This window comes from Primorskyibacter flagellatus, assembly GCF_014638275.1.
Lineage (GTDB): Bacteria > Pseudomonadota > Alphaproteobacteria > Rhodobacterales > Rhodobacteraceae > Pseudooceanicola > Pseudooceanicola flagellatus_A.
In genome coordinates, this window is record NZ_BMFJ01000001.1 from 1170758 (window position 1) to 1186845 (window position 16088).

Sequence of the window (16088 nt, forward strand, 5' to 3'; positions counted from 1 at the left end):
ACGGGCCCGTCATTTCCTGTAGTTCGCGCCGAGACGCATCCTGATGTAATCACCGCCGGTCATCGGCTCGTACTTGCCTTCGGGCCCGGTCAGCATCGTGTCGGTGTTCGCCTGGGCGAAGTAGACCATGGAGTAGCGGGGGCCGAGGTATTCCTCGGGTTTCGGCATCCGGACACGGTGCAGGGTGGACTGCAGCTTGTCATCCGACCAGCGCATCAGCATGTCGCCGATGTTGCAGGTGATGACCCCGTCCAGCGGCGGCACATCGGTCCAGGCAATTGCCCGCCCCTCACTGTCCTTGAAGGGGCACAATTGCAGGCCACCCTGCCCTGTCTTCTGATGCAGCAGCGTCAGGCAGTCGAAATCCGTATGCGCCCCGGCACGCCAGAACTTGAAATCCTCGGGCTTGGCATCCTCCATCCCGAGGTAGTGGATCAGGCGCAGCGTCGACTGGTATTCGGGCCTGAGCGGATCGTGACCGTCGACAAAGAGGTTCGGATCGAAGGCCAGCTTGTCGGCGAAGCAGGACAGGACCTTCATCGCCAGCGACCAGTTGTGGCGTTCAAAGGCCAGCATGGTGGCACGGAACCCGGCAAGGTCGGATTCGGAGGGCCAGAGGCCGTCCATCCGCGGCAGGGTGATCTGGAAGCTCTCCTTCCGGTCTGCCGTTCCGGTCGAGGGCCGGACCTGCGCCATGTATTCCCAGCCCGCATTGGTGCCGGGCTTCAGGGGCATGGCCTCTTTCGTCGCGGTTGGCAGGTCGAAGAAGGCGGCGGAGATCGCGAAGGCCTCGTCCACCAGCGGCTGCGGGATGCCGTGGTTGGTCAGCTGGAAAAAGCCGATGTCGGTGGCGGCGGACCAGAGCTGTTCCGTGATCTCGGCCTTCCTGGCGCGGAAATCGCTCATGTCGATGCGTGGGATGTCGCGGTGGACCTCTTCACCGTAGGCGCCCATGCGGGATTCCTTGGCGAGTTCGGCCATGGTGTTTTCAGTGCTCATTCGTCCGGTCCTTTCAGGGTCGGGGAGCAATGACCGGCGCCGTGCGGGCGCTGACTGCTTCTACTCCGGATTGGCCGGGGGATGCCCCCGGATGGCGGGCGGAAGTCAGGCATGGGCCGGCCTCCGGTCGTTCTGGCGGACGGCTTGCGCGATCCGGGCCGTGATGCGGGCGGCGTCGTCGCGCAGCTCCGCCAGGTCGAGCCACGGGAGCCTGCCGTCCGTCACCACGGGATTTCCGCCGACAAAGCTGTGGCGGACCGTGGCGGCTCCGGTGATGACCGGCGCCAGCGCGGGGTCGTGAAGGCCGAAGTTGCGCGGGTGGTCCAGATCGAAGAGCGCGATGTCGGCCGCCATGCCGGGGGCAAGCCGGCCGGTCTTTTTGTAGCCGAGCATCCTCGCCCCGCCCTCGGCCGCCCAGTGCAGCACCGTTTCGGGGCGGATCGCGGTGACCCCCTTGGTCGCGCGGTGCAACGCAAAGGCGGCATACATCGCCCCGCCCATGTCCGCCGCCTCGTTCGCCCCCGCCCCGTCCACGGCGAGCGAAACCTGCCCCCCGGCGGCATGAAGGGCGTCCGCGCTGGCGATGCCGGAGCCGAGCCGCGCATTGGCCTGCGGACAGTGCGCCATTCCGGTGCCCGTGGCGGCCAATTGCGCGATCTCCTCCGCCGTGCAATCCACCAGATGCGCGAACCAGACGTCGGGGCCAAGCCAGTCGTGACCGGCAAGCCAGTCGACCGGGCGCTGTCCGAACTTCGCGAGGGTGAGGGCGGCGTAGGCTTCGTTCTCCGATAGATGCGCGTGGATCCGCAGGCCCCTGTTTCGGGCGGTCTGGGCCACCTCGCGCAGCATTCCGGGGTCGAGGTTGAAGCAGGGCGTCGTCGGGGCGGATGCCACGCGGGTCATCGCCAGATCCGACGGATCGTGCCAGCGGGTTGCGGCGGCTTCGACGCCGGAGAGGTACTGGTCCAATGTCTCGACCGGCGGCGGGGGCATGTCAGGGTCATCGAAAACCCGACCCTTCGTCATACCGCCGCGGCCCAGAACGAAACGCAGACCAAAGCGGGCGGCGGTGGCGGTCAGGACTTCGGACGGGTCATAGGCGTAGCGGTCGGAGTAGACATAGTGGTGATCGGCCACGGTCGTCGCCCCGCTCAGCGCCAGTTCGGCAAGGCCGATGGTGGCGGAAACACGCAGCGCCTCTTCGTCGATCAGCGGCCAGAAGCTGTAGGGCACGAGCCGCAGCCAGTCGTCGAGCGCGGCGTTCATGCCCGCCGGCACGGCCTTCAGCACCGACTGGAACAGGTGATGGTGCGTGTTCACCAGACCGGGCGTCACCACGCAGCCTGTCGCGTCGATGACCCGTTCGCCCGGTTCGGGCGTCAGGTCCCCCATGGCCGCGATCAGGCCCCCGCGGACCCGCAGGGTACCGGAAAACCGTGTGCCGGCGGCGTCCCCGGTCAGGCCATGGGCGATATTGGCGATCAGGAAAGAGGTCACGGGCGGACCTCCGCAATTGCGGCGCGATGGTGCGGGCGGAATGGGGTGCAACGAAGCATGGCCGTCTCATCAAGTCGCGCGGCCGGGGCCGCAGGTGTCGATCTGATGAGCAATGTCAGGGCCGGGCCCTACCGCTTCTACTCGGCTCCTTGATGGGCGAGTCGGGGGGCGGGAGTCATGGGAAAACGTGATTGCCGGGGTGGCCGGAAAGCCGGTTGCTGAATTTTTGGGCGGAGGGATGGCGGGCTGAAGCCCGCCGCTCGCGTCCTACTCCCGCGTCAGCCGCTTCAGCAGCGACGAGGTATCCCACCTTCCCCCGCCCATCTTCTGCACGTCCTTGTAGAACTGATCGACCAGCGCCGTGACCGGCAGCGACGCGCCGATCTCGTCCGCCGTGTCGAGACAGATACCAAGGTCCTTCCGCATCCAGTCCACCGCAAACCCGTGTTCGAAATGATCGTCCAGCATGGTCTGGTAGCGGTTCTGCATCTGCCAGGATCCGGCGGCGCCCTGAGAGATCACCTCCACCACCTTCGCGCCGTCCATTTCAGCCTTCTGGGCGAAGTGCAGCGCCTCCGACAGGCCCTGCACCAGCCCGGCGATGGCGATCTGGTTGCACATCTTGGTAATCTGGCCCGCGCCGGTGTCGCCGAGGCGGCGGCAGATCTTGGCGTAGGCGTCGATCACCGGGGCGGCCCTGTCAAAAACCGCCTGCTCACCGCCGCACATGACGGAAAGCTGACCGTTCTCCGCCCCCGCCTGCCCGCCCGAGATCGGCGCATCGACATAGCCGATGCCGCCGCCCGAGGCGATGGCGGCCAGGTCGCGCGTCACCTTTGCCGACACCGTGGTGTGGTCGACCAGGATCGTTCCTTCCTCCATGCCGGCGAAGGCGCCGTCCTTGCCGGTGCAGACCATGCGCAGGTCGTCGTCATTGCCGACGCAGGTCATGACGAACTCCGCCCCCGCCGCGGCCTCCCGCGGCGTTGTTTCCATGGATCCGCCGTGCTGCTTCACCCAGGCCTCCGCCTTGGCGGCGGTGCGGTTGTAGACGGTCACCTCGTGACCCGCGGCAACCAGATGTCCGGCCATCGGATAGCCCATCACCCCGAGACCCAGAAACGCGACTTTTGCCATGGTCTTTTCCCCTCTTGCGGCTTCGCCTATAGCTAGTGCCGGGGCGGGACCTCAAAGGCAAGGGGGCCCGAAGGCGATAGGCCGACGGCAAGAAGGACAGGCGATGTTGGGCAAGGTGTTTCTGTGGCTGTTCCGGATCGCCACGGGGCTGGTGGTGCTGGCGGTGATCGCGGTCGCGCTGGTCTACTGGTTCGCCTCGCGCTCTCTTCCCGACTATGACAAGACGCTTCGGGTCGCCGGGATCTCCGCCCCCGTCGAGATCGTGCGCGACAATGCCGACGTGCCGCATATCTTCGGCGCCAGCGACGAGGATGTGCTCTACGGGCTGGGCTATGCCCATGCTCAGGACCGGCTATGGCAGATGCTGGTGATGCGATGGACGGTGCAGGGTCGCCTGTCGGAGGTCTTCGGGCCACGGACGCTGAAGATCGACAAGCTGCTGCGGCGGTTCGACCTGTATGGAATCGCGCGGGAGGCGGTGAACTACCAGGATGAGGAGACGCTTGCCAAGCTGCGCGCCTATGCTGCCGGAGTGAACGCGAGGCTCGAGGAAATCAACACCTCCGCCCTGGGCCGCGGCGCGCCGGAACTGTTCCTGTTCTCCGCCCCGGTCGCGCCGTGGACGCCCGCCGACTCGATCGCCATGGGCAAGCTGATGGCGCTGCAGCTGACCGGGCACATGGGGAACGAGGTAATGCGGGCGCGCACCTCGCTCGCCCTGCCCGACCCGGACCGGCTGCGCGACATCATGCCGGATGCGCCGGGTGGCGCGATTGCCGCGCTGCCGAAATACGCCGGGCTGTTCCCGGGCCTGCCGCGCTATGCCGAGGGCGCGGGCTATTCGGACGATCCGCTCTCTCCGATCCGGCACCCCGATTTCGCCGGGGCATCCAACGCCTTTGCCGCCGCACCCTCCCGTTCCGCTGCAGGGGGGACGCTGCTGGCCAACGACCCGCACTTGGGCTTCTCTGCCCCGACCATCTGGTATCTCGCGCGGCTGGAACTGCAGAGCGGCGGGGTCATCGGCGGCACGATTCCCGGCATTCCGTCCGTCCTGTCGGGACGGTCCGACCGTCTGGGCTGGGGCCTGACCACGGCCTATGTCGACGATCAGGACGTGCATATCGAACAGCTGAACCCCCAGAACCCTCAGGAATACCGCACGCCGGACGGGTTCCGGCAATTCGAAACGCGCGGCTCCATCATCCGCATCAAGGGGGCGGAGCCGGTCACCATCACCCTGCGCTGGACCGACAACGGCCCTGTGCTGAGCGGCGCGGATTACGACCTTGAAACCATCACCCCGCCCGGGCATGTCGCCAGTGTCTCGTGGACCGCGCTGGAGGTCGATGACAAGACCGTCGCCGCCGGGATCCGGCTGATGTCCGCCGGTAACATCGAAGAGGCGCTGGAGGCGCTGCGCGGCACCGCGGCCCCGGCACAGAACGTCACGCTCGCGGACCGCTCGGGCATCGCCATGAAAACCGTCGGACTGATCCCCGCGCGCGATCGGGGGCACGAGACCGAGGGGCGGATGCCGACGAAGGGCTGGCTGGCGCAGAACCGATGGCAGGGGTTCCAGCCCTATGAGCAGAACCCCGAATTCCGCGACCCGCCGGGCGGGATCCTCGGCAATACCAACAACAAGACGGTGGACCGGCCCTTCCCCGACCATGTCAGCTATCTCTGGGGCGACACGCAGCGGGTGCATCGCTGGCGCCGCCTGATGCAGTCGCGCGAGGTGCATACGCGGGACAGCTTCATCGAGGCGCAGCTCGACACGGTCTCCTTCACCGCGCGTTCCCTCCTGCCGCTGATCGGGAAGGACCTCTGGTTCACCGGAGAAGCCGCGCCCGAGGGCACGCCGGAGCGTCTGCGCCAGCGCGCGCTGGAACTGCTGGCCGACTGGAACGGGGAGATGAACGAACACCTTCCCGAGCCGCTGATCTACGCCGCCTGGCTGCGCGCGCTGCAGACCCGGCTGATCCAGGACGACCTCGGCCCGCTGGCGGAGGAGTTCGTGCATGTCCAGCCGGTCTTCCTCGAACGCGTCTTCCGCAACATCGACGGGGCGGCGGAGTGGTGCGACATTCGCCAGTCCTCGCCGGAGGAGACCTGCTCCGACATTGCCCGGCTCGCGCTTGACGATGCGCTCGTCTGGATCGAGGAACGCTATGGCGACGCGCTGGAAAGCCTGAGGTGGGGCGACGCGCATCAGGCGACCCACGACCACCAGATCCTCGGCGAGGTGCCGGTGCTGCGGCATTTCGTGAATATCCGCCAGTCCACCAGCGGCGGCGACAACACGCTGCTGCGCGGGATGACGCGGGGCACGGGGCCGAACCCCTATCTCAACGTGCACGGCGCGGGGTTTCGGGGGGTCTATGACTTTGCCGACCCGAATTCCTCGGTCTTCATCACCTCGACCGGGCAGTCGGGGCATTTCCTGTCGCAGCATTACGACGATCTTGCCCAGCTCTGGCGGCGGGGGGAATACGTGCCGATGTCGCTGGACGCGGACCTTGCGAGGGCCGCGAACGAAGGGATCACGGTGCTGGAGCCGCTGGACTGAAACGCCGGTCCCGCAGGGGTTGGCCCCGGGGATATGCGCGCTAGGGTATTCCGGAAGAAGGAGACCCCGCCATGACCCCGATCCGCCTGGGCCGCACCGGCCTGATGATTTCGCCGGTCGTGTTCGGCTGCAATGTCTTTGGGTGGACCGCTGACCGCGCCACCTCTCACGACCTTCTCAGCCGGATGGTCGAGAGGGGGATCACCACGCTGGACACGGCGGATGTCTATTCCAGATGGGTTCCGGGTCACAGCGGCGGCGAAAGCGAAACGATCATCGGAGACTGGTTCGCGGCCAACCCCGCCATGCGGGACAGGGTTCAGGTCATTACCAAGGTCGGATCGCCCATGCCCGACGGCGGCGGGCTCTCCTCCGCCTGGATCGAGACCGAGGTGGAACAGTCGCTCAGGCGGCTGAGGACGGATCGCATCGACCTCTATTTCTCGCATCGGCCCGACGCCGACACACCGCATGACGAAACGCTTGCCGCTTATGACCGGCTGATGACGGCAGGAAAGGTCCGTGCCATCGGGGCATCCAACTTCGACGCGGCACAGATGCAGGCGGCAGAGGGGGCCGGACCGGTGAGCTATGGCGCGCAGCAACCGGAATACAACCTGTATACGCGGCAGGTCTTCGAAGGGCCGCTGGCGGATTTCTGCATCGCCCATGACATCGGGGTCATTCCCTTCTTTGGCCTGGCGTCCGGGTTTCTCAGCGGAAAGTACCGCACGAAAGCCGATCTCAGGGGGCCGCGTGGCGAGCGGAGTATCGGGAAATACCTTGATGCGAAGGGCCTGGCGATCCTGGATGCCCTGGACGGGGTGGCGGAGGAAACCGGTGCGACACCTGCGGAAATATCGCTCGCTTGGCTGATGCGGAAACCGGGCGTGACCGCACCGATCGCCTCGGCGACCTCGGTCGCGCAGCTGGACAGCCTAATCCGGGCGGTTTCGATTGACCTTACGGCAGAGCAGATGGCGATGCTGGATGCGGCGGGGCACCCCGCAGACTAAAGCGCGCGGAACCGCGCCGCCTGCCCCGCGGTCCAGCGCACGGTCATTTCGTAGCCGGTGTCGGTCTGGCGGTCCTCTGCCACGACGCCGAGGTCGAAGAGCCAGGCGCGCTTGCGCCCGTCCCCGAAACCGAGGGTCACGAGCTCGGTCAGGCGTTCCTGATCCAGGCCGGTCTCAATGGCACGCAGCAGCGCGTCCAGCCCGTAACCGGTAACTGCAGAGATCGGATGAACGCCCTCACGCTCGGCGCGCTGCAAGGTGGCGGCGGCGGCTTCGTCGGACAGGCGGTCGACCTTGTTCCAGACCTCCAGCACCGGCACGTCCTTGGACAGGCCGAGGTCGGTGAGGATATCGTGCACGTCGGCCTTCTGCTCCTCCGTCTCCGGGTGAGAGATGTCGCGGACATGAAGCACGAGGTCGGCCTCCAGCACCTCTTCCAGCGTGGCGCGGAAGGCGGCGACCAGCTGCGTCGGCAGGTCGGATATGAAACCCACGGTATCCGACAGGATAACCTCGGGGCCGTTGCCGGGAAGCTGGACCCGCCGCATGGTCGGGTCGAGCGTGGCGAACAACATGTCCTTGACGAAGACCTCCGCCCCGGTCAGGCGGTTGAAAAGCGTGGATTTTCCGGCGTTTGTATAGCCAGCGAGCGCAACGATCGGGAACGGCACCTTGGCGCGGGCGGCGCGATGAAGTTCGCGGGTCTTCGCCACGCGGTCCAGCTGGCGGCGCAGGCGGACAAGCTGGTCGTCGATGGCGCGGCGGTCGGCCTCTATCTGGGTTTCACCGGGGCCGCCGACAAATCCGAGACCGCCGCGCTGCCGTTCAAGGTGGGTCCAAGCGCGGACCAGCCGGGTGCGCTGATAGGCGAGCGCCGCCATTTCGACCTGAAGCACGCCCTCCCTTGTGCGGGCGCGGTCGCTGAAGATCTCAAGGATCAGCCCGGTCCGGTCGAGCAGCTTTACGCCCCATTTCTTTTCCAGATTGCGCTGCTGCACCGGCGTGACCGCGCCGTCAACCAGCACAAGTTCAACCGAATGGTCGGAAAAGTGCTGCTTCAGCTCATCGATCTTGCCCGATCCGAACAAAGTCGCCGGCACCGCCTTTCGCACGGGCACGATGGTCTGGCCCTGAACCTCAAGGTCAGGGAGCGCGCGCGCAAGCGAAACGGCCTCCTCCAGCGCGAACTCGGGCGCGTGGCGGCGGTCGTCTCCGTAGAGATCGGGATGTAGAACCCAGGCCCGCGTGACGGGCCTGTCATGGGGTATCAATTCGCGTCTTCGCCTTCGTAGAGGCTGATCGGTTGCGCAGGCATGATGGTCGAGATCGCGTGCTTGTACACCAGCTGCGACTGGCCGTCGCGGCGCAGCAGTACGCAGAAGTTGTCGAACCAGGTAATCACGCCCTGTAGTTTCACACCATTGATCAGGAAAATGGTGACCGGAACCTTTGTCTTGCGCACGTGATTAAGAAATGCGTCCTGCAGGTTCTGTCTGTCGGAAGCCATATTTACAGCCTTATGTTCTTGTTTTTCTGTGTTCACTGTACCGCGGCGCGGCATACCCTCTAGCGCATCAGAGTATGCGGGCAGGCGTCGGGGTTTTCCAGCCCCAATTTAACGATTTTATCAACAAAGACGCCAATTTGCGTCAGTCCCGCCACAGATCGGGGTTCAGCAGCGCAATAATCGCCAAAAGCTCCAGCCGGCCAAGCACCATGCCCGCGCCGAATACCACCTTGGCCTGCCATCCGAGATCGCCCAGCACGATCGGCACCTCGCTTGCCAGAGTCAGCAGAGGTCCGGTGGTGGTCAGGGCGGAGACCGCCAGTACCGTCGCGCTTTCAAAGCTTTGCCCGAAGAGCGCCAGCAGGAGCATCAGCGTCGCGAGGGTGATCGCGAAGAGCATGAAGAAGATCCAGGCGTGATATGCCCCCTGCCTTCCGATCCGCCGCGCCACCGCGCCCATGCCCGAGACGGAGTTCGGATGCACCAGTTTCTGCATTTCCGTCAGTCCGTTCAGATAGAGCGCAAACACGCGCATCAGTTTGACGCCCCCGGCGGTGGTCGCGACGCCCCCGCCCATGATGGCGAGGCCCATGAGCACGATGCCCGGCGTCCCCAGCCCCGACCAGATCTGCGCGCTGTCCCATTCGGCACTTTCGAACCCGGTGGTGGTGAGAAAGCTCATCACTGTGAACAGCGCCCCCCAGAAGGCGCGCAGGCCAAGCCCCAGGTCCTCGCCCGCGTCGACCTCGAACGCGGCAATCCAGTGGCGCAGAAACAGCAGCAGCGGAACACCCAGGACGATCAGCGTGCCGAGGCGGAGCTCCGGATCGAGGTGCAGGCCGAAGCGGGAGACGGAAGTGTCAGAGGTAAAGCTTATCCGGCTGAGCGCGAAGATCAGGAACAGGAAGACCACCATCTCCCCCGGGATGCCGCTGTCGGAGTTGGACAGCCCGCCGACCGGAGAAATGCCGCTGGTCGACAACGTCGACATCGCGTGACAGAGCGCGGTGAGCGCGGTGTCACCGTTGATGAGCAGCAGCACCCAGAGCACGCCGGTCAGCATCAGGTAGACGGGGGCCAGCTGCGCCGTGACCCGGATCACGCGGCGCAGGATGTCGGCACGGGTGAACCGGTCGCTGTCCCCGCCGGCCGACCCCGGCGCGGCGGCCCAGGTGACCTCGAACCCGCCAAGGTTCAGCGGCGCCAGCACCGCCGCCGCTGCCACCCAGATCAGCAGCCCGCCCATCCATCCGATCTGCGCGCGCCAAAGCTCCAGTGCCGGATGCAGGCGGCCGGGTTCGAACATCGTCGCGCCGGTTGTCGTCAGGGCGGAGACCATTTCGACATACGCGTTCAGAAACGTCGTGGATTTCAGGCTTTCGTGAAACGGTATCGCCAGATAGGCCGGGATCAGAACGTAGGCCCCGAGCAGGGACAGCAGACCGACAAGGTCCGCGTTGCGCCGCCCCTGCGGGCGGCGACCGCGGGCGATGGCGATCAGCCAGCACAGGAAGATGCCGATCAGCCCGGCGTAGAGATAGCTGCGCGCGATGAGAAAATCCTCCATCGCGAGGCCGACCAGCGCGGGCAGCAGCATCGACAGGGCCGACACGGCCACCAGGACAAGGAACAGGGGCTGATCGGACAGGCGCAGCTGCATCGGGTCAGAAGTAGTCGATGGAGACCTGAAGCAGTCTCTCGACCTCGGGCACGTCATCGGCCAGCGCGAAGATCAGGATCACATCGCCCGCGTCGACCTTGATCTTGCCCTCGGGCTTCATGACCTTGCCGTTCTGTTCGATGGCACCGATCAGCACGCCTTCCGGGAAGTCGATGTCGCGCAGGGACCGGCCGGCGATCGGGCTGGTGGACAGAACCTCGGCTTCGATCACCTCGGCCTCCGCATCGCCGATGGAATAGACGCCACGCACCCGCCCGTGGCGGATGTGGCGCAGGATCGAACTGACGGTGGTCTGGCGCGGGTTGATATGGGCGTCGATGCCAAGCGGCGCCATCAGCGGCACCAGCGTCGGGTCGTTTATGAGCGCGATGGCCATGTCGCAACCGCTCGCCTTGGCGCGCACGGCGGCCAGCATGTTGGTCTTGTCGTCGTCGGTAACGCAGAGGATTGCGTCGGCGCGGGTCACCCCGGCCTCGGCCAGCAGAGTCTTGTCCAGCCCGTCGCCATTCAGCACGATGGTGCGCTCCAGTGCGTCGGCGGCACGTTCGGCAATCTTGCGGTCCTTTTCGATCACCTTGGCCCGGATGCCCCTGCCCTTCTTTTCCAGGTGCTGCGCCACCGCCAGGCCGACGTTGCCGCCGCCGACGATGATGACCCGTTCCTGTGTCTGGGTGGTCTTGCCAAAGACCTCCAGGGTGCGCGGTACGTCCTCGGTCACCACGCAGATGTAGCAGGCGTCACCGGGGAAGATCTGGTCGTTCGCCTCGGGCGCGAAGAGCCGGCCGTCGCGGCGGATGCCCACCACGATGGCCCTGAGCGTCGAGAACAGGTCGGAAAGCTGGCGCAGCGGCGTGTTCACCACCGGGCAGTCCTCGTCGATGGTAATGCCGAGAAGCTGCGCCTTGCCGCCGAGGAAGGTTTCCGTATCGAAGGCCGCGGGGGCCTGAAGACGTTGCAGTGCGGCCTCAGCGACCTCCCGCTCGGGGGAGATCACGACGTCGATCGGCATGTGGTCGCGGCGGTAGAGGTCGGAATAGATCGCGGTCAGGTAGCTCTGCGCGCGCAGGCGGGCGATCTTGCGCGGAATCGCAAAGACCGAATGCGCCACCTGACAGGTCACCATGTTGACCTCGTCCGAATAGGTGGCGGCGATGATCATGTCGGCGTCGCGCGCCCCGGCCTTTTCCAGCACGTCGGGGTAGGAGGCGAAGCCGGCAATGCCCTGAACGTCCAGCGTGTCGGTGGCACGACGGATCAGCTCGGGGTTGTTGTCCACCACCACCACGTCGTTGTTTTCGCTGGAAAGGTGGCGCGCGATCTGCCAGCCGACCTGGCCCGCGCCACAGATGATGACCTTCATGTCCGCTCTCCGGGACCTGCCCTTGTCGGACCTGACGCATGACAGATGCGCGAGGGGTGGTCAAACGAATTGTCCCCGCGCGCGACTCACGGCAGAGTGGCGGAATGATGAACGCCCGCGCCTTATCCTTGTGCCTGCCCTGCCTGCTCATCCTGGGATGTTCGCAGGACATCACCTATCGCGAAGGGGCCAGCACGCAGCAGGTGTCGCGCGACCGCTATGCCTGCGCGACAGAGGCGCTGCGGCTCGCCCCGGTCAACAAGGTCACGACGGTCGAGCCCGGCATGTACGTCCCGCCGCAGCAGTTCTGCGATGCCGCGGGGAACTGCACGACCCGGCCCGGCTACTACGAACGGCCCGAGATCATCACGACGGACGTGAACGCGCCCGAACGGCGGTCGCTGGAAAACCAGTGCGTCGCGGCCAAGGGCTATGACCGGGTATCGCTGCCGCTGTGTTCCGATGCGGTCAAGGCGCAGGTAACCCCGGCGATCACCCGCACGCAGCCGCCGCTGACCAAGGGAAGCTGCATCATCCCGCGCGGCGGGGACAACTACCAGATCGTGAACACGGTCAAGGGCTAGGGCGCCGGGGGCCTATTCGGCCTCCAGCTTCGCCACGCGCCCGCCGGATTTCGTCGTCGTCACCACGCCAAGCGATTTCAGCTTGCGGTGCAGGGCGGAGCGTTCCATCCCGACAAACTGCGCGGTCTTGGAGATGTTGCCGCCGAACCGGTTGATCTGGGTCAGCAGGTATTCGCGTTCAAAGGCCTCCCGCGCCTCGCGCAGCGGCAGAGTGGCGAGAGCACCGGACAGCACCACGCGCCCCTCTTCCGTCGGTTTTTCCTCTTCGGTCGGGACCTCGCGCGCCTCGATCTCTCCGGTGCCGTCGCCGAGGATCAGGATGCGTTCAATGACGTTCCTCAGCTGGCGCACGTTGCCGGGCCAGACCATCGTCTGCATCAGCGCGGCGGCCTCGTCCGACAGCGGGCGCAGGGGCAGGCCCTGACTGCGGTGCAGGGATTCGATGAAGTAGTTGGCAAGAACCGGGATATCCTCCCGCCGTTCGGACAGGCTCGGCACATCCACGGGCACGACGTTCAGGCGGTGATAGAGCTCCTGCCGGAAGGTGCCGGCGGCGATCTCCGCCTCAAGATCGCGCGAGGTGGACGAGACGACGCGCAGGTCCACCCGTACCTTGTCTGCCCCGCCGACACGCAGGAACTGCTGATCCACCAGAACGCGCAGGATCTTGGACTGGGTCCCGACGGGCATGTCCGCGACCTCGTCGAAGTAGATCACGCCGCCATGGGCCTGTTCCAGAAGCCCCGGCTCGACCCCGCGCTCGCCGGTTTCGCGGCCGAACAGCACCTCCTCCATCCGGTCGGCCTCGATCGTGGCGCAGGAGACGCTGACAAAAGGCGCGTCGGCGCGGTTGGAATGGGCGTGGATGTAGCGCGCCGCGACCTCCTTGCCCGCCCCGGAGGGACCGTTGAGCATGACGCGCCCATTGGACTTCGTGACCTTGTCCAGCTGTCCCATGAGCGACCGGAACGCGGCAGAGGTGCCGACCATTTCCGCCGACTGCGTGTCCTTGCGGCGAAGCTGCGAGTTCTCCCGCCGCAGGCGAGAGGTTTCCATCGCGCGGCGGATCACCACCAGAAGCTGGTCGATGTTGAAGGGCTTTTCGATGAAATCGTAGGCCCCCTGCTTGATGGCTGCCACGGCGATCTCGATATTCCCGTGGCCCGAAATGATGACGACGGGTACGTCCGGGTTGTCGCGCTTGACGTGCTTGAGGATGTCGATCCCGTCCATCCGGCTGTCCTTCAGCCAGATGTCGAGGATCATCAGCGCCGGCGGCTCCGTGTTGAGATGCCCCATGCATTCGTCGGAATTGGCGGCCAGCCTGGTGGCATAGCCCTCATCCTCCAGAATGTCCGAGATCAGTTCGCGGATGTCGCGTTCGTCGTCTACGATCAGGATGTCGCTCATGTCGCCTCGCTTGTTTTTGCGGCGGGACCGGCCAGGTCGATCGCGCCCGCCAGAAGCGGCAGGCGGATGACGGCGCAGGCCCCGCTGTGGGTCAGCCCCGGAAAGGGCTGAGCATCGTCCAGGCGGAGCGTGCCGCCATGTTCCTCGATGATCTTCTTGACGATCGGCAGACCAAGGCCGGTGCCCTTGTCGCGCGTCGTCACATAGGGTTCGAACAGCTTCGCGCGGTCCTCGGGCAGGCCGATGCCGTTGTCGGAGATCCGGATCTCGGCCCAGGGGGCGGTGCCGTGCTCAGTCTCCTGCAGCAGGGTCTCGGCCTCCACATGCACCGCGGGAACGTAGCCCTCGGGCGCGCCCTTCTCGCGCAGGGTTTCCGTCGCCTCGCCCGCATTCTTTATAAGGTTGGTCAGCGCCTGACCGATCATCGTCGCGTCGAGATCCGCGCGCATGGTGCTGTTCGGCAGGGTGGAGGTGATCTTGACGTCCGGCTGGCCCGACTGCTGCAGAAGAACGGCGCCCTTCAGCAGGTCGCGCAGGTCTTCCTGATGCTTTTCCGGTTCCGGCATCCGGGCGAACTTGGAGAATTCGTCGACGATGCGCCGCAGGTCGCCGGTCTGCCGGACGATGACTTCGGTGAGCGATTCCAGATCGTTGGCCTGCTCCTCGTCGAGATGGCGGGCGAACTTACGCCGTATGCGTTCGGCCGAAAGCTGGATCGGTGTCAGCGGGTTCTTGATCTCATGGGCAATCCGCCGGGCGACGTCGCCCCAGGCCGCCATGCGCTGCGCTGTCACCAGATCGGTCACGTCGTCGAAGGCGACCACGTAGCCTTCGCGCCGCCCTTCCGTGTTGCGGCGGGTGGCCATGCGGACCAGCAGCGCCTCCTGCCGGCCCTGACGGACGACCTTGATCTCGGACTGCAGGGTCTGGGCGCCGCTGTCGCGCAGCTGGTCGAACAGCGCGCCGAACTCCGGCACCGCCATGGCGATGGCGACATGTTCCTGATCCGCGTCCCAGTCCAGCAGCCGCTCCGCCGACTTGTTGACGAAGGTCACGCGCCCCTCCCGGTCCAGACCGACGACGCCGGAGGTGACGGACGACAGTACGGAATCGAACAGGCGGCGGCGCTGTTCGATCTGGTTTGTGTTCTCAAGCAGGGTCGCCCTCTGCCCCTTCAGCTGCGTGGTCATCTGGTTGAAGTAGCGCGAGAGCATGGCGATTTCATCGTCGCCCGCGTCCTCCGTCACCCGCACGTCCAGATCCCCTGCCCCGACCCGCTGCGCCGCGCCGGTCAAACGGCCTACGGGGCCCGACAGGCGTTCGGCGAACCACAGGCCCAGCCAGATGGCGGCGAGGATCAGGATGACCGCGAACCCGATGTAGAGCAGGCCGAATTCGAACAGCACCCGCCCGCGTTCGTTTTCAAGCTGCTGGTAAAGACGGACGGTTTCCTGCGTGTCGTCCAGCAGGTTCAGGATCTCACCGTCCACATCGCGCGAAACATAGAGGTAGCGGTCGACGTAGGAGGTGAGCGGGATCAGCGCGCGGAATTCGTTGTTGTCCCAGTCCTGGATCAGCAGGTAGCCGTCCTGCGTCGCCTTCTCGATCTGCGCCGTCGTCGGTCGTTCGAAGTCGAACAGGTAGGATCCTTCGCCGCGCGCCTGAATCTCCCCTGCCCCGTCAATGACATAGGCTTCCCGGAGTCCACGCTGGATCTGGTTCTGACCGGAGGCGAGCAGTTGGCGGATGACCGCATCGGTGATCAGGAAATCGCGCTGCTTGGCGGTGTCCAGGAAACGGGCCAGCGCCTCCGCATCCTCCTCAAGATCGCGGCGGTGTTCCTCCTCATATGCGTGCGCGGCGTTGAGCGAGGCACCGACCACCTGACGCACCCTGTCGGAAAACCAGCCTTCGAGCCCGATGTTGATCGTCAGAACTGCAAAGATCGCGACCGACACCGTCGGGATCAGCGCCATGATCGCAAAAACGCCGGTCAGGCGCAGGTGCAGGCGGGATCCGGCGGACTTGGCGCGCCGGGCCGACACCATGCGTGCCACCCGCTGCATCACCAGTGCCGCGACCACCAGCACGTAGACGAGGTCTGCCAGCAGGACGAGCCGCAGCGAGAGGGAGGACGCGCCCTGTCCAAGAGGCCCGAGTACAAGGAATGTCGCCATCACGAGAAGCGGGCCGAGGATCACAAGCCCCAGTGTCGCCGCGTTCTGCAACCGCCTTTGTCGCCTGAGCCGCGTCAAGACGGCCCAGCTCGGTCTATGTGTCCGGGTTGCCACTCGGCAGCCTCTTGAATTGCGCCGCATTCTGCGG

12 protein-coding genes are annotated in these 16088 nt (G+C 65.8%); 3 read left to right on the forward strand and 9 right to left on the reverse strand.

What is annotated here, in order from left to right; genetic code table 11:
* Window positions 1-9 precede the first annotated feature (9 nt).
* The 3 genes from IEV87_RS05780 to IEV87_RS05790 form a co-directional block, all read right to left on the reverse strand.
* Window positions 10-999, reverse strand: coding sequence for an isopenicillin N synthase family dioxygenase (locus IEV87_RS05780; protein WP_188476704.1), 990 nt, complete (start codon window positions 997-999; stop codon window positions 10-12).
* A 105-nt stretch (window positions 1000-1104) separates the two neighbouring features.
* Window positions 1105-2496 carry an amidohydrolase family protein gene (locus tag IEV87_RS05785; RefSeq protein ID WP_188476705.1) on the reverse strand — a complete coding sequence of 464 codons (1392 nt, stop codon included), beginning with the start codon at window positions 2494-2496 and terminating at the stop codon, window positions 1105-1107.
* Window positions 2497-2763: 267 nt separating this feature from the next.
* Window positions 2764-3633 carry an NAD(P)-dependent oxidoreductase gene (locus IEV87_RS05790; protein WP_188476706.1) on the reverse strand — a complete coding sequence of 290 codons (870 nt, stop codon included), beginning with the start codon at window positions 3631-3633 and terminating at the stop codon, window positions 2764-2766.
* 103 nt (window positions 3634-3736) lie between these two features.
* Here IEV87_RS05790 and IEV87_RS05795 point away from each other — a divergent pair, with 103 nt between their 5' ends.
* Both IEV87_RS05795 and IEV87_RS05800 read left to right on the forward strand, forming a co-directional pair.
* On the forward strand, window positions 3737-6205 hold the full coding sequence (locus IEV87_RS05795) for a penicillin acylase family protein (RefSeq protein ID WP_229737438.1): 2469 nt from the start codon (window positions 3737-3739) through the stop codon (window positions 6203-6205).
* A gap of 71 nt (window positions 6206-6276) precedes the next feature.
* The gene (locus IEV87_RS05800) at window positions 6277-7221 is read left to right on the forward strand and encodes an aldo/keto reductase (RefSeq protein WP_188476707.1); all 945 of its coding nucleotides are present in this window, start codon (window positions 6277-6279) and stop codon (window positions 7219-7221) included.
* Here the strand turns inward: IEV87_RS05800 and hflX are convergent.
* From hflX to trkA, 4 genes are all read right to left on the reverse strand, one after another.
* Entirely contained in the window at window positions 7218-8489 is a 1272-nt protein-coding gene (hflX, locus tag IEV87_RS05805; RefSeq protein ID WP_188478357.1) for a GTPase HflX, read from the reverse strand. The genes IEV87_RS05800 and hflX overlap by 4 nt on opposite strands.
* Entirely contained in the window at window positions 8489-8728 is a 240-nt protein-coding gene (gene hfq, locus IEV87_RS05810) for an RNA chaperone Hfq (protein ID WP_011047807.1), read from the reverse strand. Before hfq ends, hflX begins: the two co-directional genes overlap by 1 nt.
* A 142-nt stretch (window positions 8729-8870) precedes the next feature.
* Window positions 8871-10388 carry a TrkH family potassium uptake protein gene (locus IEV87_RS05815; RefSeq protein WP_188476708.1) on the reverse strand — a complete coding sequence of 506 codons (1518 nt, stop codon included), beginning with the start codon at window positions 10386-10388 and terminating at the stop codon, window positions 8871-8873.
* Between the two features lie 4 nt (window positions 10389-10392).
* Window positions 10393-11769, reverse strand: a complete 1377-nt coding sequence (gene trkA, locus IEV87_RS05820; protein WP_188476709.1) for a Trk system potassium transporter TrkA — start codon at window positions 11767-11769, stop codon at window positions 10393-10395.
* A 104-nt stretch (window positions 11770-11873) separates the two neighbouring features.
* On the opposite strand from trkA, the gene IEV87_RS05825 reads away from it, so the two are divergent.
* Window positions 11874-12353: a hypothetical protein gene (locus IEV87_RS05825; RefSeq protein ID WP_188476710.1), complete on the forward strand. Its 480-nt coding sequence runs from the start codon at window positions 11874-11876 to the stop codon at window positions 12351-12353.
* Window positions 12354-12365: 12 nt separating this feature from the next.
* On the opposite strand, the gene ntrX is transcribed toward IEV87_RS05825, so the two are convergent.
* Window positions 12366-13763: a nitrogen assimilation response regulator NtrX gene (gene ntrX / locus IEV87_RS05830; RefSeq protein WP_188476711.1), complete on the reverse strand. Its 1398-nt coding sequence runs from the start codon at window positions 13761-13763 to the stop codon at window positions 12366-12368.
* Window positions 13760-16054 (reverse strand): sensor histidine kinase NtrY-like, encoded by a 2295-nt coding sequence (locus tag IEV87_RS05835; protein WP_373284032.1) that lies wholly within the window; start codon window positions 16052-16054, stop codon window positions 13760-13762. The genes ntrX and IEV87_RS05835 overlap by 4 nt, the downstream gene beginning before the upstream one ends.
* Window positions 16055-16088 lie beyond the last annotated feature (34 nt).

Bases quoted from the DNA above. Each gene is read 5' to 3' on its own strand.
- IEV87_RS05780 (WP_188476704.1), bottom strand. From the start codon at position 999: ATGAGCACTGAAAACACCATGGCCGAACTCGCCAAGGAATCCCGCATG.
- IEV87_RS05825 (WP_188476710.1), top strand. From the start codon at position 11,874: ATGATGAACGCCCGCGCCTTATCCTTGTGCCTGCCCTGCCTGCTCATC.
- ntrX (WP_188476711.1), bottom strand. From the start codon at position 13,763: ATGAGCGACATCCTGATCGTAGACGACGAACGCGACATCCGCGAACTG.
- hfq (WP_011047807.1), bottom strand. From the start codon at position 8,728: ATGGCTTCCGACAGACAGAACCTGCAGGACGCATTTCTTAATCACGTG.
- IEV87_RS05790 (WP_188476706.1), bottom strand. From the start codon at position 3,633: ATGGCAAAAGTCGCGTTTCTGGGTCTCGGGGTGATGGGCTATCCGATG.
- trkA (WP_188476709.1), bottom strand. From the start codon at position 11,769: ATGAAGGTCATCATCTGTGGCGCGGGCCAGGTCGGCTGGCAGATCGCG.
- IEV87_RS05795 (WP_229737438.1), top strand. From the start codon at position 3,737: ATGTTGGGCAAGGTGTTTCTGTGGCTGTTCCGGATCGCCACGGGGCTG.
- IEV87_RS05815 (WP_188476708.1), bottom strand. From the start codon at position 10,388: ATGCAGCTGCGCCTGTCCGATCAGCCCCTGTTCCTTGTCCTGGTGGCC.
- IEV87_RS05800 (WP_188476707.1), top strand. From the start codon at position 6,277: ATGACCCCGATCCGCCTGGGCCGCACCGGCCTGATGATTTCGCCGGTC.